General features: G+C 61.8%; 12 protein-coding genes. 4 read left to right on the top strand and 8 right to left on the bottom strand.

The annotated features are described in order from the left end of the window. Position 1 precedes the first annotated feature (1 nt). From bcsA to galU, 7 genes are all read right to left on the bottom strand, one after another. Positions 2 to 4,384 carry a UDP-forming cellulose synthase catalytic subunit gene (bcsA, locus tag MU846_RS02530; protein ID WP_246947954.1) on the bottom strand — a complete coding sequence of 1,461 codons (4,383 nt, stop codon included), beginning with the start codon at positions 4,382 to 4,384 and terminating at the stop codon, positions 2 to 4. A 112-nt stretch (positions 4,385 to 4,496) separates the two neighbouring features. Next, a complete protein-coding gene (gene bcsQ / locus MU846_RS02535) occupies positions 4,497 to 5,270 on the bottom strand; it encodes a cellulose biosynthesis protein BcsQ (RefSeq protein WP_246947957.1) in 774 nt (257 codons plus the stop codon). A gap of 55 nt (positions 5,271 to 5,325) precedes the next feature. Next, positions 5,326 to 5,739, bottom strand: a complete 414-nt coding sequence (locus MU846_RS02540; protein WP_246947960.1) for a hypothetical protein — start codon at positions 5,737 to 5,739, stop codon at positions 5,326 to 5,328. A 142-nt stretch (positions 5,740 to 5,881) separates the two neighbouring features. Next, positions 5,882 to 7,249, bottom strand: coding sequence for a phosphomannomutase/phosphoglucomutase (locus MU846_RS02545; RefSeq protein ID WP_246947964.1), 1,368 nt, complete (start codon positions 7,247 to 7,249; stop codon positions 5,882 to 5,884). A gap of 65 nt (positions 7,250 to 7,314) precedes the next feature. Beyond that, a complete protein-coding gene (pgi, locus tag MU846_RS02550; protein ID WP_246947966.1) occupies positions 7,315 to 8,979 on the bottom strand; it encodes a glucose-6-phosphate isomerase in 1,665 nt (554 codons plus the stop codon). Positions 8,980 to 8,997: 18 nt separating this feature from the next. Then, positions 8,998 to 10,269, bottom strand: a complete 1,272-nt coding sequence (locus MU846_RS02555) for a UDP-glucose dehydrogenase family protein (RefSeq protein ID WP_246947973.1) — start codon at positions 10,267 to 10,269, stop codon at positions 8,998 to 9,000. Between the two features lie 38 nt (positions 10,270 to 10,307). Then, positions 10,308 to 11,219, bottom strand: coding sequence for a UTP--glucose-1-phosphate uridylyltransferase GalU (gene galU / locus MU846_RS02560; protein WP_246947983.1), 912 nt, complete (start codon positions 11,217 to 11,219; stop codon positions 10,308 to 10,310). Between the two features lie 381 nt (positions 11,220 to 11,600). On the opposite strand from galU, the gene MU846_RS02565 reads away from it, so the two are divergent. Both MU846_RS02565 and MU846_RS02570 read left to right on the top strand, forming a co-directional pair. Next, positions 11,601 to 13,787: a TonB-dependent receptor gene (locus MU846_RS02565; RefSeq protein ID WP_246947986.1), complete on the top strand. Its 2,187-nt coding sequence runs from the start codon at positions 11,601 to 11,603 to the stop codon at positions 13,785 to 13,787. Between the two features lie 2 nt (positions 13,788 to 13,789). Then, the gene (locus tag MU846_RS02570; RefSeq protein ID WP_246947989.1) at positions 13,790 to 15,145 is read left to right on the top strand and encodes a PepSY-associated TM helix domain-containing protein; all 1,356 of its coding nucleotides are present in this window, start codon (positions 13,790 to 13,792) and stop codon (positions 15,143 to 15,145) included. Between the two features lie 77 nt (positions 15,146 to 15,222). On the opposite strand, the gene MU846_RS02575 is transcribed toward MU846_RS02570, so the two are convergent. Beyond that, positions 15,223 to 15,777 (bottom strand): TetR/AcrR family transcriptional regulator, encoded by a 555-nt coding sequence (locus MU846_RS02575; RefSeq protein WP_246947991.1) that lies wholly within the window; start codon positions 15,775 to 15,777, stop codon positions 15,223 to 15,225. 205 nt (positions 15,778 to 15,982) lie between these two features. On the opposite strand from MU846_RS02575, the gene MU846_RS02580 reads away from it, so the two are divergent. Both MU846_RS02580 and MU846_RS02585 read left to right on the top strand, forming a co-directional pair. Then, the gene (locus MU846_RS02580; RefSeq protein ID WP_246947993.1) at positions 15,983 to 17,134 is read left to right on the top strand and encodes an efflux RND transporter periplasmic adaptor subunit; all 1,152 of its coding nucleotides are present in this window, start codon (positions 15,983 to 15,985) and stop codon (positions 17,132 to 17,134) included. 69 nt (positions 17,135 to 17,203) lie between these two features. Next, complete coding sequence (locus MU846_RS02585; RefSeq protein ID WP_246947998.1) at positions 17,204 to 20,332, top strand: multidrug efflux RND transporter permease subunit; 3,129 nt, start codon at positions 17,204 to 17,206, stop codon at positions 20,330 to 20,332. Positions 20,333 to 20,335: the final 3 nt, after the last annotated feature.

Below are 20,335 nucleotides of genomic sequence, written 5' to 3' on the forward strand. Positions count from 1 at the left end.
TTCATCCGTTGTCCTGTTGATCTGGCGGCAGATTCGAGCGGGCCTGGCCCAGCCGTGCCCGTTCGCGCGCCTGGAAGCGGGGATACATCAGCCAGACCAGCAACAACAAAATGCCCGCCATGACGGCGAGCACGATCAAGGGCCGAGTATTGAAGAACCACTGCAACCGCCCGAGCACGCTCATGTCGCCGAAAATATAGCGCGGCCCGAAACGGTAGCTATACACGCCCTGCTGCTGATCCAGCAACACCATGTCGCCGCGTGCAGCGGCGCCCACTGCATCTTCACCCAGACGCGTTACCAGGGGCGGCAGATGCGCGCTGTCGGTGGCGCCGACCAGCACCACATAACGCTGTGCATCAAAGGGAGATCGCTGCGAGAACAGCCCCGCCGCATCGGTGCGGCTGGTCAGCGCGCGATCCGCTGCACGGCGCTCCTGCAACCAGTCGCCGCGCAGCAGATTGTAGAGCCGGTCGCGTGTGTCGATGCGCCGGACACGCAGGCGGCCATCGCGCACCGAAAGCCGCCCATCCCCCAACGCTGCCGCCACCACCGGCTCATCCAGCGGCGAGATCACCAGCAGATGGCGTTCACGCATTTGCGAGAGCATCGGCGCGCCCAGCGCCACGGCCACGTTATGTGCCGGCAAGCCAGTGGCGCTGCCGATACGGCCCAGGGCTTGCAGCGCTGCCGCCAAGGTGGCCCGATCCGGCTGCGCTGGCAGCACCAGCGCCGTGCGAGACAAATCGGCATAGCGAGTGAAGGGATAGCCCGCCGCAACAAAATGGGACAGCTCCGGCAACGTGGTGTGGTAATGGGCACGGGAGAGATCCAGATAAGAGGTCGCATCGATCTCGCTGACCACATCGGTGGGCAGGCTCGGATTGCACACGGTGGGCGGCTGATAATGCTGATTGAAGTAAAATGACAAGCGGTTCTGGCCATGAATCTGTTCTGGCGCCACATGCACGATGGCCTGCTCCTGGCGAATATTGAAACCCAGCGCGCCGGCCGCCTGCTCCAGCACACCACGCCGGTTGACCGGTAGCGATGCCAGATGCTCGCCATTGAGCGCGACATCCAGATAAGAGCGTTCCTCATCCAGCCAGGCGCCTTCCGGGAAGCGATAAAAAATATGCAGCGGGATCGTTTCCCCCGGCCACATGAACAGGTTCGGCGCCGCCCGAAAGCTGATGTCGATCAGGCCCGGATAAATACCACTGACGCGCAGCGCCTCTGGCGAGGCCAGCGTAGCAAGCGGCAATGGTGCACGCGCCGCCACCCAGCGCGGCGCGTCGTAGGCTTGCCGCTCGCCGGGTGTGACCGGTTGCGCCTCGGCGAAGGTGCCCTCCATTTCATCCGAACGAAATGCGAGGAACCGTGCCGCTTCGATCAACCCCTCGCTATCCGGCGCATGCAACACCAGCAGCTTGTAAGGCGCTGCGGTCGGGTGATCCATCATGGTGATGCCCGGTGCCTGGTGCGCCGGCATCTCCAGCCCCGGCAACGGCGATTCGTCCGTACTGAATACCAGCGCATGACCCGAGGGCAGGCGCCCCATGTTCACATCAAAACGCACGCCACGAAAATCCGCCTGCGCGCCGAACCAGGAGGCGAGGATGGCCGCCGCGTGCACTGTATCGGCATCCGGCGCCTCGGGGAAAACCACCGACAAGCTCTGCTGATCGGCCGTGTGGGAATCCGCGAACGGCCGGGGAAACACGCGCAGATCATTGGCAATCGGCAGCTGCAACAACGCCGCATACAACTCCGAGGCCGGCTCAACCTTGGCCCAGATATCCATATCCAGCGGGTTGTGACACTGCTCATCCACCACGCCTTGCAAGCGGAAGTTGAGCCGGTTGGCAGTAATCAGCTGCGCTGGCGGTATGTCGATTTCCACTTCGGCTTCGCCACCTCTACCGGATAACGGCACGCTGGTGAGCACGCGTCCGTTGAGATCAACCTGCAAGGCACTACGCTGCGCCACCAGCGCGGTTGAAAAGCGAACTTTCAGCCGCAGCCGCGCAGCGGTGGCCAGGCGATCACTGCGCAGCGCAAAGCTCACGCCAGCCTGCGACCCATCACCACGCAACAACAAGCCATCCGGCTGGCCCATTTCCCGCAGCGTGATAATGCGAGCCGCCGTCACATGCCCTGCCTGCACGGCTTCTGCTTCAAGCGCCAGCACCGGCCGCACCGCCAGCAATACCAGCCCCAGCACCAGTAACAACAGCGCCAGCCGCATCGCCCAGCGCCATGCCGATCCGCTCGCCACCGGAGCGCTGGCGCCGGCGCTGCTACCGGCCTGCATCCAGGAGGTGAAAAACAGGCCGGCGATGGCCCGCACCACCGCCCAAAGCGATCGCAGCGGGCGATCCTGCGGATGTTCATGATCCGGCAACCAGGCATCAGCGCGGCCCATCAGCACCCGCACCAGACGCCGCCGCAGATCCAGATCCATTTCCAGAAATTGCAGCCGCACACCACCGCTGTCGCTGGCCACCAGCCTGGCCGGCACCACTACCAGTTGATCTTGAACGCGCACTTCCAGTGCTTCCACGGCCGCGCCCAGGGCGTCGCCATCAATGCCCACCACACGCGCACCACCCATGGATAAATCTGCTGTCCTGCAACTGAAATTACGGCCATCTTTCAGGTATAACGAAGCTGGCAAGGCCACCTCGATCCTGATTGCAGCGCGGGTCTGCTTGCGCTCGCGGGCTACCGCAATGGCCGCCAGCAACGTCGTCAGGCTGAAGCTGGCCCAGAACAGATTGAGCAGCATGACGTCACGTTCAATACCGTAATACTCATTCCAGAATAACCGCACCGCGCCCCAGCCCACGCCGGCGAGCAACAGGAAGGCAACAATCAGGTGCGGCCGCACGGAGTGATAATCGAACATGCCTTTTTCCAGCAAGCCGCCTTTGTCAGTAACGTTGAACTTGCCGCGTTTCGGATCAAGCAGGGTGACCAGTGTCGGCTTGATCAGGTGAAAGGCCAGCACGGTTTCGTAGATTTCGCCCCAGAAGGCGTAGCGATCACGCCCGGTCAGGCGCGAGTTGGTCCAGATCGCGTGAGCCAGGTGCGGCAATGCATAAGCAAAGATCATCGAGGCCGATGAGGCGATCACGTTCTGGCCCAACAGCAGGTAAGCCAGTGGCGCGGTCAGAAACACCACCCTCGGCAGCGCGAACTGGAAATGCAGCATTGCGTTGAGATAACAAATGCGCTGCATGAAGGTGAGGCCACGGCCAAACAGCGGATTATCCCGCCGCATGATCTGCGTCATGCCGCGCGCCCACCGGGCACGCTGGCCAATATGCAGCGCCAGCCGCTCTGTCGCCAGCCCGGCTGCCAGCGGCAAACCCAGAAACGCCGTGCGCCAGCCCATGCGTTGCAGCTTCAGCGCGGTGTGCGCATCTTCGGTCACCGTCTCGACGGCAAAGCCATCGGTTTCATCCAGTGCGGCACGCCGGATCACGGCGCAGGAGCCGCAGAAGAACGCCGCGTTCCAGTAATCATTGCCCTTTTGCACCGGGCCATAAAACAGATCGCCTTCACGCGGCAGCTCGCCCGCCACGCTCAGGTTGCGCTCGAACGGATCAGGCGAATAAAAATAGTGCGGTGTTTGCAGCAGTGCCAGTTTGCGGTCGGTGAGAAAACCGCCCACGGTGGACTGCAAAAAAACGCGTGTGGGCACATGATCGCAATCGAAAATGCAGATCAGCTCACCGTCGGTGACGCGCATGGCATTGTTGAGGTTGCCGGCCTTGGCGTGCTGGTTGTCATTGCGAGTGATATAACCCACACCCACTCGCGCTGCAAAGGTCGCAAACGCCTCGCGGCGGCCATCATCCAGCAGGTAGATTTTCATCCGGTCGCGAGGATAATCCATATTCTGCGCGGCCAGCACGGTATCCATCACGACACTGAGGCTTTCATTGTAGGTGGGGATGTAGACATCGACGCTCGGCCACAGCGACATATCATCCGGCAGTGGCACGATAGTCCGCTGCAACGGCCAGAGCGTTTGCAGATAACCGAGCACAAGAATTGTCCAGGCATACAGCTCGGCAATAAACAGGCCGTAGCCAAGCGCCATTTCCAGCCCGGACTGGAACACCAGTGTTTCTGTGGCGCGCCAGTAGAGGTAACGGCTGGACACCATGACCGACAACAGCATCAACCACAACGATATGCGGCGGGAATCGCGCCGGAAGCGATTTGCCAACGTCATCAGCAGCACACTGCCCAGGCCCAGCATGCCCTGATGGAGTGCGCCCATCGGTGTAGTGATGAACAACCACACTGGCGGCAGCGCCGCCAGCCAGGCTACCCAGACCAGCCCCCGGGAAGGTGCGTAACCTTGATGCGTCATCAACGTCCTCTTGTCTTCCGTATCCCACTGGCGCTGTCGGCCTCCGGTCGGTGGCGCCGAGCTGCCCGATAGCTGTTGCCTGATATCATCAAAACATCACTGCACCAGTATGTCAGTACCCTGCGCTGCCCTGTTGCGATTGCATCACCAGACTGGCCAATTGCCGTGCGACCTGCTGCACATCTCGCGCCGCACGGGAGCTTGTCGCGTATTGGCCGATCAACCGTTGCTGGGCCGCTGCCTCCGGCACAAACGAGTCTTCATGCACCTGGCCGATCAGGTCGCGCCCATGCTCGCGCTGCATGAACTCGCTGATCTCACGGCCAAGGCGGGTGCGGTTATCGACCTTGTTCAGCAACAGCCGATGGACGCTGCCCGCTGCGGCGGCATCGCCGTAGTAACGCTTGTCCTGCAACAACGGCAGCAACGCAATAGAGCCCGGATCGGCCTGGAGCAATGTCAGTCGCACCTGCGCCACACCCGCCACAGCGGGCAAGGCGGCGGAATAACCCGAGGGCAGATCGATCAGCACCAGCGCACCGGGTGTGCGCTGCAAGGTGGCCAGCCGGGCACGAAGAAAGCCCGGCTCCGCCAGCTGGCGGCCAAATTCCGCGCGCTGCGCGGGGGTGCTGGTGCCAAACGGCAGCACATGCACGCCACAGGCGGCGCGGCGCGCCATGAGGCTCCAGTCGTCCCGTATGAAAGCGCCGGCAAGGCCGGCGTCATCTTGCAGGGGAAAACCGAAATGCACTCGCAGGGTGTTCTGAGGATCAAGCTCCAGCACAAACACCTCATAACCCAGCGCGTGCACCGCCTCGGCCACATTTGCCACCAACGTGGTCTTGCCGGTACCGCCTTTCGGGGATGCAAAGCTGATGACAGCCATAAGCAGAAGTGCTCCGCTGATTCACGGAAGGCGCTCACGCCAGGAAAGCGAGGTTCTAGCCGTGCCGGGCCGCGATGCGACGCAACAGCGGGCGCAACGGTGTGTGCGCTGCGGCACCAGGCGCCGGGCCAGGAGTCGGTTCCGGCCGACGAAAAAGCCCCGCCAGCTGCGCACGCCGCTGCTGTGCAGCGACATCATCGTCGACAAAGCCGAGGCTGAATGCGCTGCCCGCCTGTATCTCGATCGGGCGCGAGTCAACGGTTTCAGCGGCGACGGGCGCTGCCGTCCAGGCGGGTTCGCCATGTACCGCACACACATCGCTGCTGGCCGCTCGCCGCCGGGCGGTGACCTCATCAAGCAGACGCCAATGACCGGATTCCTCGGAGGCGGGCGGCTCCACCGAACGAAGCCGGAAATCCTGATTGCCTGATTTGCTACGAAACCGCGCCAATTCGTCGTAATCCGCCATCTCAAACAAACCCTTTGCGTCAACAAGAGGAGGGCAGTTATGTGATACACATCACAAACCGCAAACATTATGACATTGAATTGGCGTATAACACCATAGCGCAAGCGCTATTGCGTCCATAATTTCACTCTATACGCCGGCCTCATTTCCCTATGGCACGCCGGATATTCTCCTCGAACACGCCGCGAATACGGTCCCGTGCGGCTGCCGTCACGCCTTCATAGCGTGTCACCAGCTTGGGTGCCGTATTGGAGACTCTGCACAATCCCCAGCCGTCCTCGTAATCCACCCGGATGCCGTCGATGGTGCTGCGCTGGCCATCGCCAAAATCGCCCTCGGCAATGAGCCGCTCCACCACTGCGAACTTCTCCTCATCGGGCACCGGCACGCCGATTTCCGGTGTCGACGGGTATTGGGGATAACGCTGGAAAAAGGTATCCGCGTCCTTTCCGGATGCCGCGATGATCTCCAGCAGCCGGGCCGCGGCATACAGGCCATCATCAAACCCGTACCAGCGTTCCTGAAAGAAAATATGGCCGCTCATTTCGCCGGCCAGAGGCGCGCCGGTCTGCTTCATGCGGGCCTTGATCAGCGAATGGCCGGTGCGCCACATCTCCGGCTCACCGCCAAGATCGGTGATCACCCGCGCCAGATTGCCGGAGCACTTCACGTCATAAATGACGCGTGCGCCGGGTACGCGTAGCAGCACATCTTCGGCGTAGGCCATCATCAGTCGATCGGGAAAAATCAGCTCTCCTTTTGGTGTAATCACGCCCACACGATCACCGTCACCGTCGAAGCCGAAACCGATATCGGCGTTTTCCGCTGCCACGGTGCGGATCAGATCATGCAGATTTTCCGGGTCGCCCGGATCGGGGTGGTGATTGGGGAAACGCCCGTCAATCTCGGTAAATAGCGGCACCACCTCGCAGCCGAGCCGCTCCATCAGCTGTGGTGCCAATTCACCGGCAACGCCGTTCCCGGCGTCCACCACCACTTTCATCGGTCTCGCCAGACGTATCTCCGAGGCGATCCGTTCCAGATAATGCTCGCGCACATCCAGCTGGCTGAGGCGTCCCTGCCCTTCGCTCAGTTCGCCGTTGCGAATCCGCTCATGCAGTGCGGCGATGCGATCGCCTGACAGGGTTTCCCCTGCGATGACTATTTTGAAGCCGTTGTAATCCGAGGGGTTATGGCTGCCTGTGACCATCACGCCGGAGCGCAAGCCATCGACCGTGCAGGTAGCGAAATACAGTACCGGTGTCGGCACCATGCCGATATCGACGACATCAACGCCGCCCTGGCGCAGGCCGTCGATCAACGCGGCACTCAGCTCAGGGCCGGACAAGCGGCCATCGCGGGCCACGGCGATGCGCCGCTCACCCGCTGCCCGCGCTTCTGTGGCAATGGCGCGGCCGATCAGGCTGGCAATTTCCTCGCTGAGGGTATCGCCGACCACGCCCCGAATATCGTAGGCACGAAAAATCAGCGGCGACAGGGTGACATCCATTGGCGCTATCCTCTCATTCTCTAGTGCGCTCTCGTGCGCTCCGGCCTTGCGGCGTTGTAGCGGCATCAAAATCCGCGCCGCTGCTGCTGGATAAAATCGATCAGCCCGGTGGTCGAGGCATCCATGCTGTCTCGCAGCGAGCGGTTGCGATCTGCGAGCAGCTGCGCGCTGAGATCATTGGCATCGGGCTGCTGGTGAATCAGGGAAAGCGTTTCCAATGCGATCTTCTTGCCCAGCTCCACGCCCCACTGATCGAACGGATTGATCTGCCACATGACGGCCTGGGTGAATACCTTGTGCTCGTAGGCCGCCAGCAATACGCCCAGCGCGAAAGGCGTCAGCTCATCCAGCATCAGTGTGGAGCTGGGTTGGTTGCCCTTATAGCGTTTGTAGAACGGCATCTGCTCGCCTTGCGGCAGCGCCGCTTCGCCGAACGCCAGCAGGCGCGACTGCGCCAGGCAGTTCGCCAATGCCAGTTCGTGCTGCCCTTCCAGTGTGGTCGTGACCGGGGTGGCTTCGTGATAACGCATGGCCGAGACAATGAAGTCGCAGGTCACCACCTGGGTGCCTTGATGCAACAGTTGATAAAACGCATGTTGCGCGTTGGGGCCGACTTCGCCCCAGATCACCGGGCTGGTGCTGCCTTCCACCGGCTCGCCGTCGCGCGTCACGGATTTGCCGTTGGATTCCATCTCCAGCTGTTCCAGATAGGAGGGCAGGTACTTCAAACGCGCATCATAGGGCAAGATCGCGTGCGCATTGATGCCTAGCATATTGGTGTTCCAGACGCCGGTGAGCGCCATCAATACCGGCACGTTTTCCAGCCAGGGCGCGGTGCGAAAATGCGTATCCATAAAATGCCCGCCCGCCAGAAAATCGCGAAACGCCGGCATGCCGATACTCAGCGCCACCGGGAAACCGATTGCCGACCAGACAGAAAAGCGCCCGCCGACCCAATCCCACAAGCGCAGCTGGTGATCCTCATGAATGCCCCAATCGGTCATGCGCTGGACATCAGCAGAAATCCCCAAAAAATGGCAATCCACCACCGACTGCTCGCGCCCCAGCGCCTCACGCAGCCAGCTGCGAGCGGTATTGGCGTTGTACAGGGTATCGACGGTGGTAAAGGATTTTGACGAGATCACGAACAAGGTGGTGTGCGGCCGTAGCTCGCGCAGCAGATACGCCAGTTGGCTGCCGTCCATGGACGAAACGAAATGCACATTCAGCGCGGTGGTCACGTCGCACTCTTCCAGCGCCCGGCAGACCATCAGCGGGCCAAGATCAGAGCCGCCCACGCCGATGTTCACCACATCGGTCACCACTTCTCCGGTGACACCGCGCCACTGCCCCGAGTGCAGCTTGTTGATCAGCTCGCGCATTTTTTGCAGCTGCTCTTCGACCTCAGCATAAAGCCCCTCCCGAGGCTCGGGAATCGAGCCATCCGCCGGCGCCCGCAATGCCCAGTGCATTGCCGCACGGCGCTCCGTGCCATTGACTTCTTCACCGGCGAACAGGCGCTCGATCCAGCCGCCGAGATCACGCTCATCGGCCAGGCGGGCCAGCAGTTGCAGCGCCTCGCCATCCAGCCGCTGCTTGCTGAAATCGAACAGTAGCGGCCCCACATGCCGATGCAGCTGCTCAAAGCGCTGCGCGTCTTGCGCAAACAACTCGGACAAGTGTTGCTGGCGAAGCCTGGTCGCGTGTGCGCGAAGTGTTTCCCAGGTCATCTGCTGTTCCTCGCAGGTTTAGCGGCCGACGCCGTAGTAGGCAAAGCCACTGCGGCGTACAAATTCCGGGTCATAGATATTGCGTCCATCAAGCAGCACGGGCACCCGCATATCGGCACGCAGGCGTGGAAAATCAGGGTTCCAGTATTCTTTCCATTCTGTCACCAGCATCAAGGCATCAGCGCCCGCAGCCGCCTCGTAGGGATCGGTGCAGAGCAACAGATCCGGGCGCTGGCCGTAGCGGGCCTGTAGCGATGGCAGTGCCAGCGGGTCGTGCAAGCGCACGATGGCGCCCTGCGCCCACAAGGCCTCCAGCATCCGCAACACCGGGGCATTGTCGATACGGCCGGTATTCGGCTTGAACGAGGCGCCCCAGATCGCCACCACCTTGCCTTCCAGCCGCGTGTGATAATGACGCCAGAGCTTGCGAAACAGCACTTCTTTCTGCCGTTCGTTGATGCGCAGCACGTGGTCGAGCAGCTGCGATCCGACACCACTCGCCGCCAGCACATTGGCCAGATCCATGACGTTGCGCGACAAGCTCGGGCCACCAAAACCGCAACCCGGATACAGGTATGCCGGCCCGATTCTCGGATCGGCGCCCACTGCCTGCCGCACGGGCTCGATATCCACATCCAGCGCGTCGGCCAGGCTGGCCATGTCGTTCATGAAGCTGACCCGTGTGGCGAGCATCCCCATCACGGCAAACTTGGCAAATTCGGCCTGCTTCGGCGACATCACCAGAAACTGATCGCGCAGCCGGCTCACCGGGCGGAGGATTTCCCGCACCAGGGATTCCGCGTAAGGATCATCACAGCCCAGCAACAGTTGCGGCGGGCGCATGAATTGCTGCACGGCCACGCCCTCTTGCAGCAATTCGGGCAGGCTCACCACGGTGCCCACATCGCCGAGTGTCTGCTGCAAGCGATCCGTGGTGCCAACCGGAAAGGCCGATTGATTGACCACCAGCCAGAAGCGACGATCCAGGCTCGCCAGGCGGCCGACAATATCGTGGGCCAGCTCGATGTCATCCAGATCCAGCGCCAGAAAAACACTGGATACGCCATCGGACGGCGCATCCACCATGCGCCCCAGTTGCAGGCGCCGGCTACTGCGCTGCTCATTGAGCAATGCCTCCAGCCCCGGCTCGCGGAACGGGCTCTCGCCACGCTGCAACTGCCGAGTGATATCACCTTCGGGCAAGCGCAACGTCACGCGATGCCCGGTGGACGCCAGCGAGCCCGCCGTCACCAGCGCACACAGGCTGCTGCCATATACATCAATATGCATTGCTACTGCTCTTTACTGGCCATTCGGATGCCACGCCATCAGTACCGGGCAAGCGCCTGGCGCGCCTGCTGCCGGAAGGTTTCGCCAAGCTCGGGGTGCCGCAACCCGTAGGCCAGCGTTGCCTCCAGGTAGCCGGTCTTGCTGCCACAATCATAGGTGCTGCCCAGCATGCGATAGGCGGCCACCGGCTGATCCACCATCAGCGCCGCGATGGCATCGGTCAGCTGTACCTCGCCCCCCGCGCCAGGCGGTGTGCGTGCCAGCAGATCAAAGATCGATGCCGGCAGCACATAGCGCCCCACCACCGCCAGATCGGAAGGCGCTTCCGCTTGTGCGGGCTTTTCGACCACGCCTTTCATGGCCACGCTCTCACCAGCGGCCAGCGCCGCGCCGGCCAGATCGACTACACCATACTGATCCACGCGCTCGGCGGGCACCTGCTCCACCATCACTTGCGCCGCGCCTGTCTCGGCAAAACGCGCCACCATGCGCGACAGATCGTTGCCACGGGACAACGCCACGCCGGCCGGCACATCATCCACCAGCACATCGGGCAACATCACCACAAACGGCTCGTCTCCCACCACTTCACGCGCACAGAGCACAGCATGCCCCAGCCCCAGCGGGCGGCCCTGGCGCACACTGATAATGCGCACGTCCGCCGGCACGATATCCCGCAACACGGCCAGCAACGCCGCCTTGCCCTTGCGCTCCAGCTCGCTTTCCAGCTCATAGTGGGTATCGAAGTGATTTTCGATGGCCGCCTTGGCGCCGTGGTTTACCAATACGATCTCGCGTATTCCCGCGGCCACCGCTTCAGCGACCACATACTGGATCACCGGACGATCCACCACGGTGATCATCTCCTTGGGGATGGCTTTGCTTGCGGGAAGAAAACGGGTACCCAGGCCGGCTACCGGCAGAACTGCCTTTCGCACATCCTTCGTCATGCAGGGTTTTGCTCCTTTACCACTCGGTCGCTCAGGCCCGACATCGGGCGGCTTGCACGCACGCACACTCAGGCACACTCAGACACAGTACAGGCTAGATGGAACCATCAAGCCCTGTAAATGTGCGCTGCCATGGCGTATTCGCAACGCCGCGCCATCATAGCGCAGCTTTGTCGGTGCCTGCATGGCCCTCTCATGCACCTTACTGCGCTTAATCGCCAAAATATATGCAGCCGCCGCCCCACCAGCGCAATCACAGAAGGTAAAACTTGGTGAGAACAGCCGCTGCGACATTATGCCGCACGCGGCGATCGTTGCCTGCGGCTATGCTGCGCGCCTGTTTACGACGCTGTTAACCGCTCGACTCAGGAGCCCTGCGACATGTCTTTTGCTGTGCCTGCCCTGCGCCCGACCAGCCGCCTGCTTTTGCTTGCTCTTGTTGTGCCCGGTCTGGCGACGCCGGCCCTCGCTGAATCCGCCCTGCCAGGCACGGGTGCTACCAGCCTGCCAGCGATATCCGTCAGCGCCCCCTCCACCGATGCCACCGAGCGCGCCACCATTGCAGACCGCACCGGCCTCGCCCCGGAGGAACGCCCGGCGACGCTGGATATTGTTGATCGGCACGATATCGACCAGCGCGGCCTGCGCAACCTGATCGAAGTCTACCGGGCGGCGCCGGGTGTCACAGCAGGGAATATCCCCGGCTCGCCGGCGTCGGTTGCCATTCGCGGTTTCACCGACGTGGGCTATCTGTTCGACGGTGTGCGCGCCGCTGACCCGTCGCTGATGTCGCGCAATCTCAATAGCTGGCACTTTCAGCAGGTCGAGGTGCTCAAGGGGCCGGCCTCGGTGCTGCATGGCACTGGCGGGCTGGGTGGTACCGTCAATCTGGTGCCGCGCCAGGCCAGCCTTCACGATGACGTCACCGAAGCCCAGATCAGCTATGGCAGCCACGACACCGTGGATATCGGCCTGGGTGGCAACCGGCGTCTCGGCAAACACAGCGCGCTGCGGGTGGATCTCAGCCACCGTCGCAGCGATGGCTATATTGATGACAGCGATTCCCAGGCAAGCGGCTTTACCAGTTCACTGTTGTGGCGTGCCAGTGATCGCCTCAGCATGACCACGTCGCTTGATGTGCACACCGACCGCTACACCAGTGCTTATCACGGCACGCCCTTGCTGCCGCGCAATGTGGCACGCCGCCCCAGCAGCGCCTTGCACAGTCGTGACGGCCTGGTGCTCGACAAATCAATCCGCAACCGTAATTACAACGTCGATAACGGCATCATGAAAGCCGACAGCCAGTGGCTGCGCAATCGCGTGACCTATCAGCTTCACCCGCAGTGGGAACTGATCAACGAGCTGGGCCTGTACAATGCCGACCGCGACTGGCTGAATGCCGAGGATTACACTTTCAATAACGCCACTCAGCTGCTTGATCGCACCACCTCGATCATTACCCATGAACATCGCTTTATCAGTGAGCGCGCCTACGCTCGCCACGATGGCGAACTGGCCGGGATGCGGCACCGCTTCAGCGCCGGGGTTGAATATCAGCATTCGCGCCTGGACAGCAAACGGCGCTTTGGCACCACCACCGCCATCGACCCGTTCAATCCTGTTTACGGCCGCCTGCCAGTGGAGAACGCTGCCAACTACCCCAGCCGCGACGATTTTGACAGCCGCGTGCAGAGCCGTGCGGTGTTTGCCGAAGATGCACTGAATATTACTTCGCGCCTGATTCTGGTGGCCGGCCTGCGCTATGACTATATTGATCTGGAACGCGGCATTGATCATCTGGCCAGCAACACTCGCAGCCGTTTCGGGCGCCGTTTCGAAGATGTGTCCTGGCGTGCCGGCGCTGTTTTCGATCTCGACGAGCGCACGCAATTATTTGCCCAGTACAACCGCGCCAGCGCGCCGATCACGTCAATGCTGCTGAGCAATATGGCCCGCGCCGGCTTTGATCTCTCCCGTGGCAGCAGTGCCGAAGCGGGGGTGCGCACGGCGCTGTGGGATGACCGCATCAGCCTGACGGGCAGCGTGTTCCGCATTCGCCAAAGCGACATTCTCACCCGCAATGTCAATGATCCAACCCTGACAGTGCAAGGCGGCACACGGGACGCCAAGGGCGTTGATATCTCTCTGCACTGGCAGGCCACATCGCAATGGCAGCTGGCCGCCAACGGCATGATCGCACGCGCCGAATACCGCCGCTTGCGAGACGGCAGCGGCACTGATCGCTCGGGCAACCGGCCGCCTAATGTTGCCGAAGTCGCGTGGCAGGTGAGCAGCGATTACCGCCTGACTTCAGTACCTCTCACTATCGGGGCCGCGGTACAGCATACCGGGGATTTTTACACCAGCGACGCCAACCAGTATCGCGTCGCAAGCCGCACTTTGCTGGATGCCTGGCTGGGTTACCCACTGGCAGGCGGCACCCTGACACTGCGAGGGCGCAATCTCACCGACGAGTTCTACGCCGACTGGTCGGGCTATAGCCCCACACAAGTATTTGTCGGCGCGCCACGCACCGTGGAGCTGGGCTGGAGCGGGAGCTTCTGACCATGACCCACCAGGCCACGGCACGCCCCTACCCTCGCTACGCCGCACTGTGGCGCTGGCATTTTTACGCCGGCCTGTTCACGGCGCCGTTTTTGCTCATGCTCTCTGTCACCGGCGCCATTTATCTTTTCAATGACGAACTCAACGATCTGATTTATCCCGAGCTGCGCTTTGCCAACAGCAGCCACACGACGCCACAGCAGCCTGCCAGCATGCTGATCGGCGCCGTCGAGCAGCAGTGGCCAGGCAGCGCCGTCACACGCATCGACATGCCGACGACAGCAGGCCGCAGCGCCATGCTGTTTGTCACGCCCGCCGAAGGCGAGCCTTTTCGCGCTTTTGTCGATCCCGGCACCGCCGAAATACTGGGCCAGTTCATTTATACCCGCACACTGGTCGGTTTTGCTGATGTCTTTCACGGCTCGCTGATGCTGGGCAATGTGGGCGATGCCATCGTCGAACTGGCTGCCTGCTGGGCGGTGGTACTGATCATCACCGGACTGTACCTATGGTGGCCACGCGGTAATGACGCCGGCGGCCGGTTGCTGCCACGGCTGGCGCTGCGCGGGCGCCGGTTCTGGCGGGAGGTGCACCGCTTCACCGGCTTTTATGCAGCGGCGCTGATCCTGTTTCTGATTCTCAGCGGGCTGCCATGGGCGACGGTGTGGGGTGGCATGGTGTTGCAACCAGTAACCAATGCCCTCGGGCTGGGCTATCCGCCAGCGCTGCGTCATCACAGCAGCACCCGGACCACCATGGTGGATACGCTGGGCGAAGCGCCCTGGGCACTTGAACAGGCGCCGCTGCCCGCCGGAGCGCATGCTCATCTGCCACCGGCACAGCGCACCGATATCGGTGTTGATCGAGCAACGGCGATTCTGGCGCAACACGGTATGGCGAGCGCTTATCGACTTTCGCTACCACTGGATGGGCAGCACCTGTACAGCGCCTACACCTACCCTGACCGCCCAGAAGGCCAGCACACCCTTCATGTGGACCGGTTCACTGGCGAGGTGCTGGCCGATATCCGTTTTCAGGATTACGGCGCCGCTGCGAAAGCAGTCGAATGGGGCGTGGCGGTTCACATGGGCAACTACTGGGGGCGGGCGAATCAATTGATCATGCTTCTGACCTGCATTGCCATCATTGCGCTGGTCATCACTGGCGTGGTGATGTGGTGGCGCCGCCGGCCCCAGGGCAGTCTGGGCGCACCGCGCACCATCAGCGCACCCCGGGCGCGCAATACTGTTCTCGTCACCGCAGCGCTGCTGATCGTATTTCCGCTGACCGGGTTGAGCCTGGTGCTCATATTGGGGCTGGATACAGTATGGCGCAGCCTGTGCCGGCGTAAGCGGTAGCCGCTGCCTGTCCCGTGAACGGGTAGCAGCCATCGGGCGGCGGCCTCTTTACTTCAGGTCACCCATCAGGCCATTCATCAGGCCATTGCACCCTGAAGAAACATGCCTTCAAACAGCTGCGGCATGTCCACTCGTGCGATCCGGCCCCTATATTCGGATTCGCACAGGGTAAAAATAAAACCGAAAAACAGATCAGTCAGCCAACGGCTGGGCATATCGCTGCGAAAGGCGCCGGCTGCCTGCCCGCGCTGAAAAAACTGATCCAGCCGCTCCTCGAAAACCTGGCATTCTTCCGGGAACGGCGCCACCGCATTGCGTTTTATGTAGGGATCGAACTGGCTGATCATGAACGCACAGAATTCGCGTTCCTCGATATAATTGGCGATCAACTGACGCAGCGCTTCCAGCGGTGGCCGGCTATCCAGCCCGGCGGCATCAAGGATTCGCGCCATGACCTCCAGCACGTGTTTTTGCACTGCATCCAGCAATTGCTCTCGCGTGGCGGCGAAACGATACAGGGTTGCCCGGCTCACTCCGGCTGCCGTGGCCATTTCCTGCAATGTGGCACCGGCGTTCTCTGTCAGAGTGCGCGCAAGGGAACGGAGCAAGGCATCTTCGGTCGTGAGTGTCATATTCATTCCGGATGGTGGCGCTATCGGGCAAACTCGCGCAGGATTCTTGCTGCGGACTGTGAACAGCCCGCCCGCAGCGCTGGAGTGTACACTGCTACGCCAATGAATCAATTTTGCTTCATTTGGCTCTCTGATGTATCATTCTGACCCCTTCAGCACGCAAGGTGCAACTACCAGCCCTTCATTCAGACCAAGGAACTTCGCCATGGCCGCGCGGCACGCCCTTCGACTTCTTTCCGTTCTGCTGATTCCCCTGTCGCTGGCCGGCTGCCAGCCCGAACCAACACCGCCGGAGCAGGCAGTGCCTCAGGCACAGGTGCAACTGATCACGCCTGCCGCACACATGCTCACCAGCGATCTGCCGGGCCGCATTGAACCTGCACGCACCGCCGAGGTGCGGGCACGGGTACCCGGCATCGTGCTGGAGCGGCTGTTCGAAGAAGGCGCCGACGTGAAGGCCGGCGACGTGCTGTTTCGTATAGACCCGGCCCCGCTGGAAGCCGCTGTGGCGCAAGCGCGAGGCGCGGTGGCGCGTGCCGAGGCCAATGTGTATCAGGCCGATAATCTGGTGCGTCGCTACGGCCGCCTGCTCGAAACCAGCACCGTCAGCCAACATGAGTACGACAACGCCGTGGCGGCACAGAAAGCCGCGCAAGCTGAAAAACTGTCCGCCGAAGCAGCCTTGCAGACCGCTCGGCTCAACCTGGATTACGCCACCGTGAAGGCACCTATTGACGGCCGCATCGGCCGGGCGCTGGTGACCGAAGGTGCATTGGTCGGCCAGGGCGAAGCCACGCCGATGGCGCGCATCCAGCAGCTGGATCCGATCTACGCCGATTTCACGCAATCCGTGGATGACTTGCTGCGCCTGCGCGCTGCGGCAGCCGATGGCCGTCTGGAGCTACAGGAAGACGGCAGCGCCCGGGTGCAGGTAACGCTCGGGCAGCAGGGCTACACCTTGCAGGGCCGGCTGCTGTTTTCGGATGTAACAGTAGATCCGAGCACCAGCCAGGTGACGCTGCGTGCCGAATTGCCAAACCCGGATATGGTGCTGCTGCCCGGCATGTATGTGCGCGTCCAGACCGAGCTGGGTGTGGAACCTTCTGCAGTATTTGTTCCCCAGCGGTCGATACGGCGTGGCACCGACAGCATTCCCAAGGTGCTGGTCGTGGGCACGGATAACGTTGTACAGGAGCGCGAGGTGACACTGGGAGTAATGCGAGGCAGCCAGTGGCAGGTGCGCTCGGGGCTCGAGCGGGGCGAGCAGGTGATCGTCGATGGCGTCACCGGCTTTCAGCCCGGCATGACCGTCGAGCCGGTGCTTGTCGACCAGGCTGACAGTGGCATAGCCGAGTAAACCAGCTGCCAGGGGCCGGCCTGCGCCGGCCGTTTTCTCCCGACCGCTTGTCAACGAAAAGGAAAGAGCATGCCGCAGTTCTTTATCAATCGCCCCAACTTTGCCTTCGTGGTGGCGCTCTTTATCTGCCTGGCCGGCTTGCTGGCGATTCCCTCGCTGCCCGTGGCCCAGTATCCCAATGTGGCGCCGCCACAAATCATGATCTACGCCACCTACCCCGGTGCCTCCGCCACCATTCTCAACGAGACGGTGACCAGCCTTATCGAGGAGGAGCTCAACGGCGCCAAGGGCCTGCTGTATTACGAATCTTCCAGCAGCTCCAACGGCATGGCCGAAATCAGCATCACCTTCGAGCCGGGCACCGACCCGGACATGGCGCAGGTCGATGTGCAAAACCGCATCAAGCGCGCCGAGCCGCGCCTGCCGCAACCGGTGTTGCAGCAAGGGCTGCATGTGGAGCAGGCCAGCAGCAACTTCTTGCTGATTTACGCCTTGAGTTATAAAGATGGCGACAAGGATCCCGTCGGCCTTGCGGACTATGCCGCACGAAATATCAATAACGAAATCCGCCGCCTGCCCGGCGTTGGCCGCGTACAGCTGTTCGCTTCCGAGCGTGCCATGCGTGTCTGGATCGATCCGTCGAAGCTGGTTGGTTACGATCTCTCCATCAATGACGTCAACCGCGCCATTGCAGCGCAGAACGTACAAGTGCCCGCCGGCAGCTTCGGTGAGCAGCCCGGCTCCAGCGAGCAGGAACTCACCGCCACCTTGATCGTTCAGGGCACGCTGGAAACCCCGCAGGAATTTGCCGATATCGTGCTGCGCGCCAACCCCGATGGCTCCGCAGTACGCCTTGGCGATGTGGCACGGGTAGAAATGGGCCGTGAAGAATACCGCTTCAGCTCCCGGCTCAACGGGCGTCCCGCTGCGGCCGCTGCGGTTCAACTTACATCTGACGCAAATGCCATCGCTACGGCGACCGCTGTCAAAGAACGGCTGGAGGAACTGTCGGCACTGTTTCCCGCCGATATGGAATACTCCATCCCTTATGACACCTCGATCTTTGTCGACGTGGCCATCAAGAAGGTAGTCGCCACCCTGTTCGAAGCGATCCTGCTGGTGTTCCTGGTGATGTTCCTGTTCCTCCAGAACCTGCGCTACACATTGATCCCGACATTGGTGGTGCCGGTGTGTCTGCTCGGCACTTTTGCCGTGATGTCCGTGCTCGGTTTCTCCGTGAACATGATGACCATGTTCGGCATGGTGCTGGCCATCGGTATTCTGGTGGATGACGCCATCGTGGTGGTCGAAAACGTCGAACGCATCATGGCAGAGGAAGGGCTGCCACCGAAGGAAGCCACCCGCAAGGCAATGAAGCAGATTACCGGTGCCATCGTCGGCATCACACTGGTGCTCTCGGCCGTCTTTTTTCCGCTCGCCTTCATGGGCGGCTCGGTCGGTGTCATCTACGAGCAATTTTCGCTGTCGCTCGCCGTATCGATCCTGTTCTCCGGCTTCCTCGCGCTGAGCATGACACCCGCGCTCTGTGTCACGCTGCTCAAGCCCAACCCGAACGGCCATATCGAAAAGAAAGGTTTCTTTGGCTGGTTCAACCGCCGCTTCAGTCGTCTGACGCAGGGCTACCAGCGCACCACAGGTAGCCTGGTGCGGCGCTCTGGCCGCTTCATGCTTGTCTATGTCGCTATTGTCGGGGTGCTGGCATTTTCCTATCTGCGGCTGCCGGAAGCGTTCCTGCCCGATGAAGACCAGGGCTTCATGATTGTTGATGTGCAGTTGCCACCGGGCGCCACGACACCACGCACGGAAAAAACAGTCGCCGCAATGGAAGATCATTTCCTTTCACGGCCAAGTGTCGACAGCATCGTCTCCGTGATGGGCTTCAGTTTCTCAGGAATGGGGCAAAACGCGGCACTCGCCTTCCCCACACTGAAAGACTGGGCCGAGCGTGGTCCGGCGGAATCCGTTGCCGCCGAAGCACAGCTTGCCAACCAGACGCTGGCCGGCATTGCCGATGGCAATATTTTCGCCGTGCAGCCACCCTCGATCTCCGGCCTCGGCACCTCCGGCGGCTTTGCACTGCGCTTGCAGGATCGTGGCAGCCTGGGCCGTGAAGCCTTGCTGGGTGCGCGCAACGAACTGCTGCAAAAAGCCAACAGCTCGCCGATCATCGCCTATGCCATGGTCGAGGGCCTTGAAGACGCCCCGCAGTTGCGCCTGCATATTGACCGGCAGAAAGCCGAGACACTGGGCGTCGGCTTTGATGCCATTGCCTCGACCCTTTCCAGCGCCTTCGGCTCGGCCATGATCAACGAATTCACCAACCATGGCCGGATGCAAAAAGTGGTTGTGCAGGCCGATGTGGACAACCGCATGACACCGGAAGATGCGATGCGGCTTTATGTGCCCAACCGCCTTGGTGAGCAAGTGCCACTCTCTGCCTTCGTCGAGCTGGAGTGGGAGAATGGCCCTGTTCAATTCGTACGCTACAACGGCTACCCCGCCTTCAAGATTTCCGGCGATGCCGCACCCGGCTACAGCAGTGGCGCCGCCATGGCGGAAATCGAGCGCATCATCAGCGAACTGCCTCACGGCGTAGGCTATGAGTGGACAGGGCTTTCCTTCCAGGAAAAAGTCGCCGGGGCACAAGCCCCGATGCTTCTGGCCCTGTCACTGATCGTGGTGTTCCTGCTGCTGGTGGCGCTCTATGAAAGCTGGGCGATTCCGCTCTCGGTCATCCTGATCGTTCCGATCGGTGCGCTGGGCGCGGTGCTCGCCGTCACCCTGCTGAACATGCCCAATGATGTGTACTTCAAGGTCGGCCTGATCACCATCATCGGTCTGGCGGCAAAAAACGCGATCCTTATCATCGAATTCGCCAAGGATCTGTATGCCGAGGGCAAGAGCCTGACGGACGCGGCCGTGGAAGCCGCACGACTGCGCTTCCGGCCCATCATCATGACGTCACTGGCCTTCATGCTCGGCGTCATGCCACTGGCCCTGGCAACCGGCGCCGGCGCCGCCAGCCAGCGCGCCATCGGCACCGGCGTCATCGGCGGAATGCTCGCGGCCACGGCGCTGGGCGTGCTGTTCATCCCGGTATTCTTCGTATGGATATTGTCACGCCGCAAACAGGAGCGCCTGGCTGCCGCCGCGCAGCGTGAGCAGGACGCTGGCTGATAT

This window comes from Alcanivorax quisquiliarum (assembly GCF_023051175.1).
Classification (GTDB): Bacteria; Pseudomonadota; Gammaproteobacteria; order Pseudomonadales; family Alcanivoracaceae; genus Isoalcanivorax; species Isoalcanivorax quisquiliarum.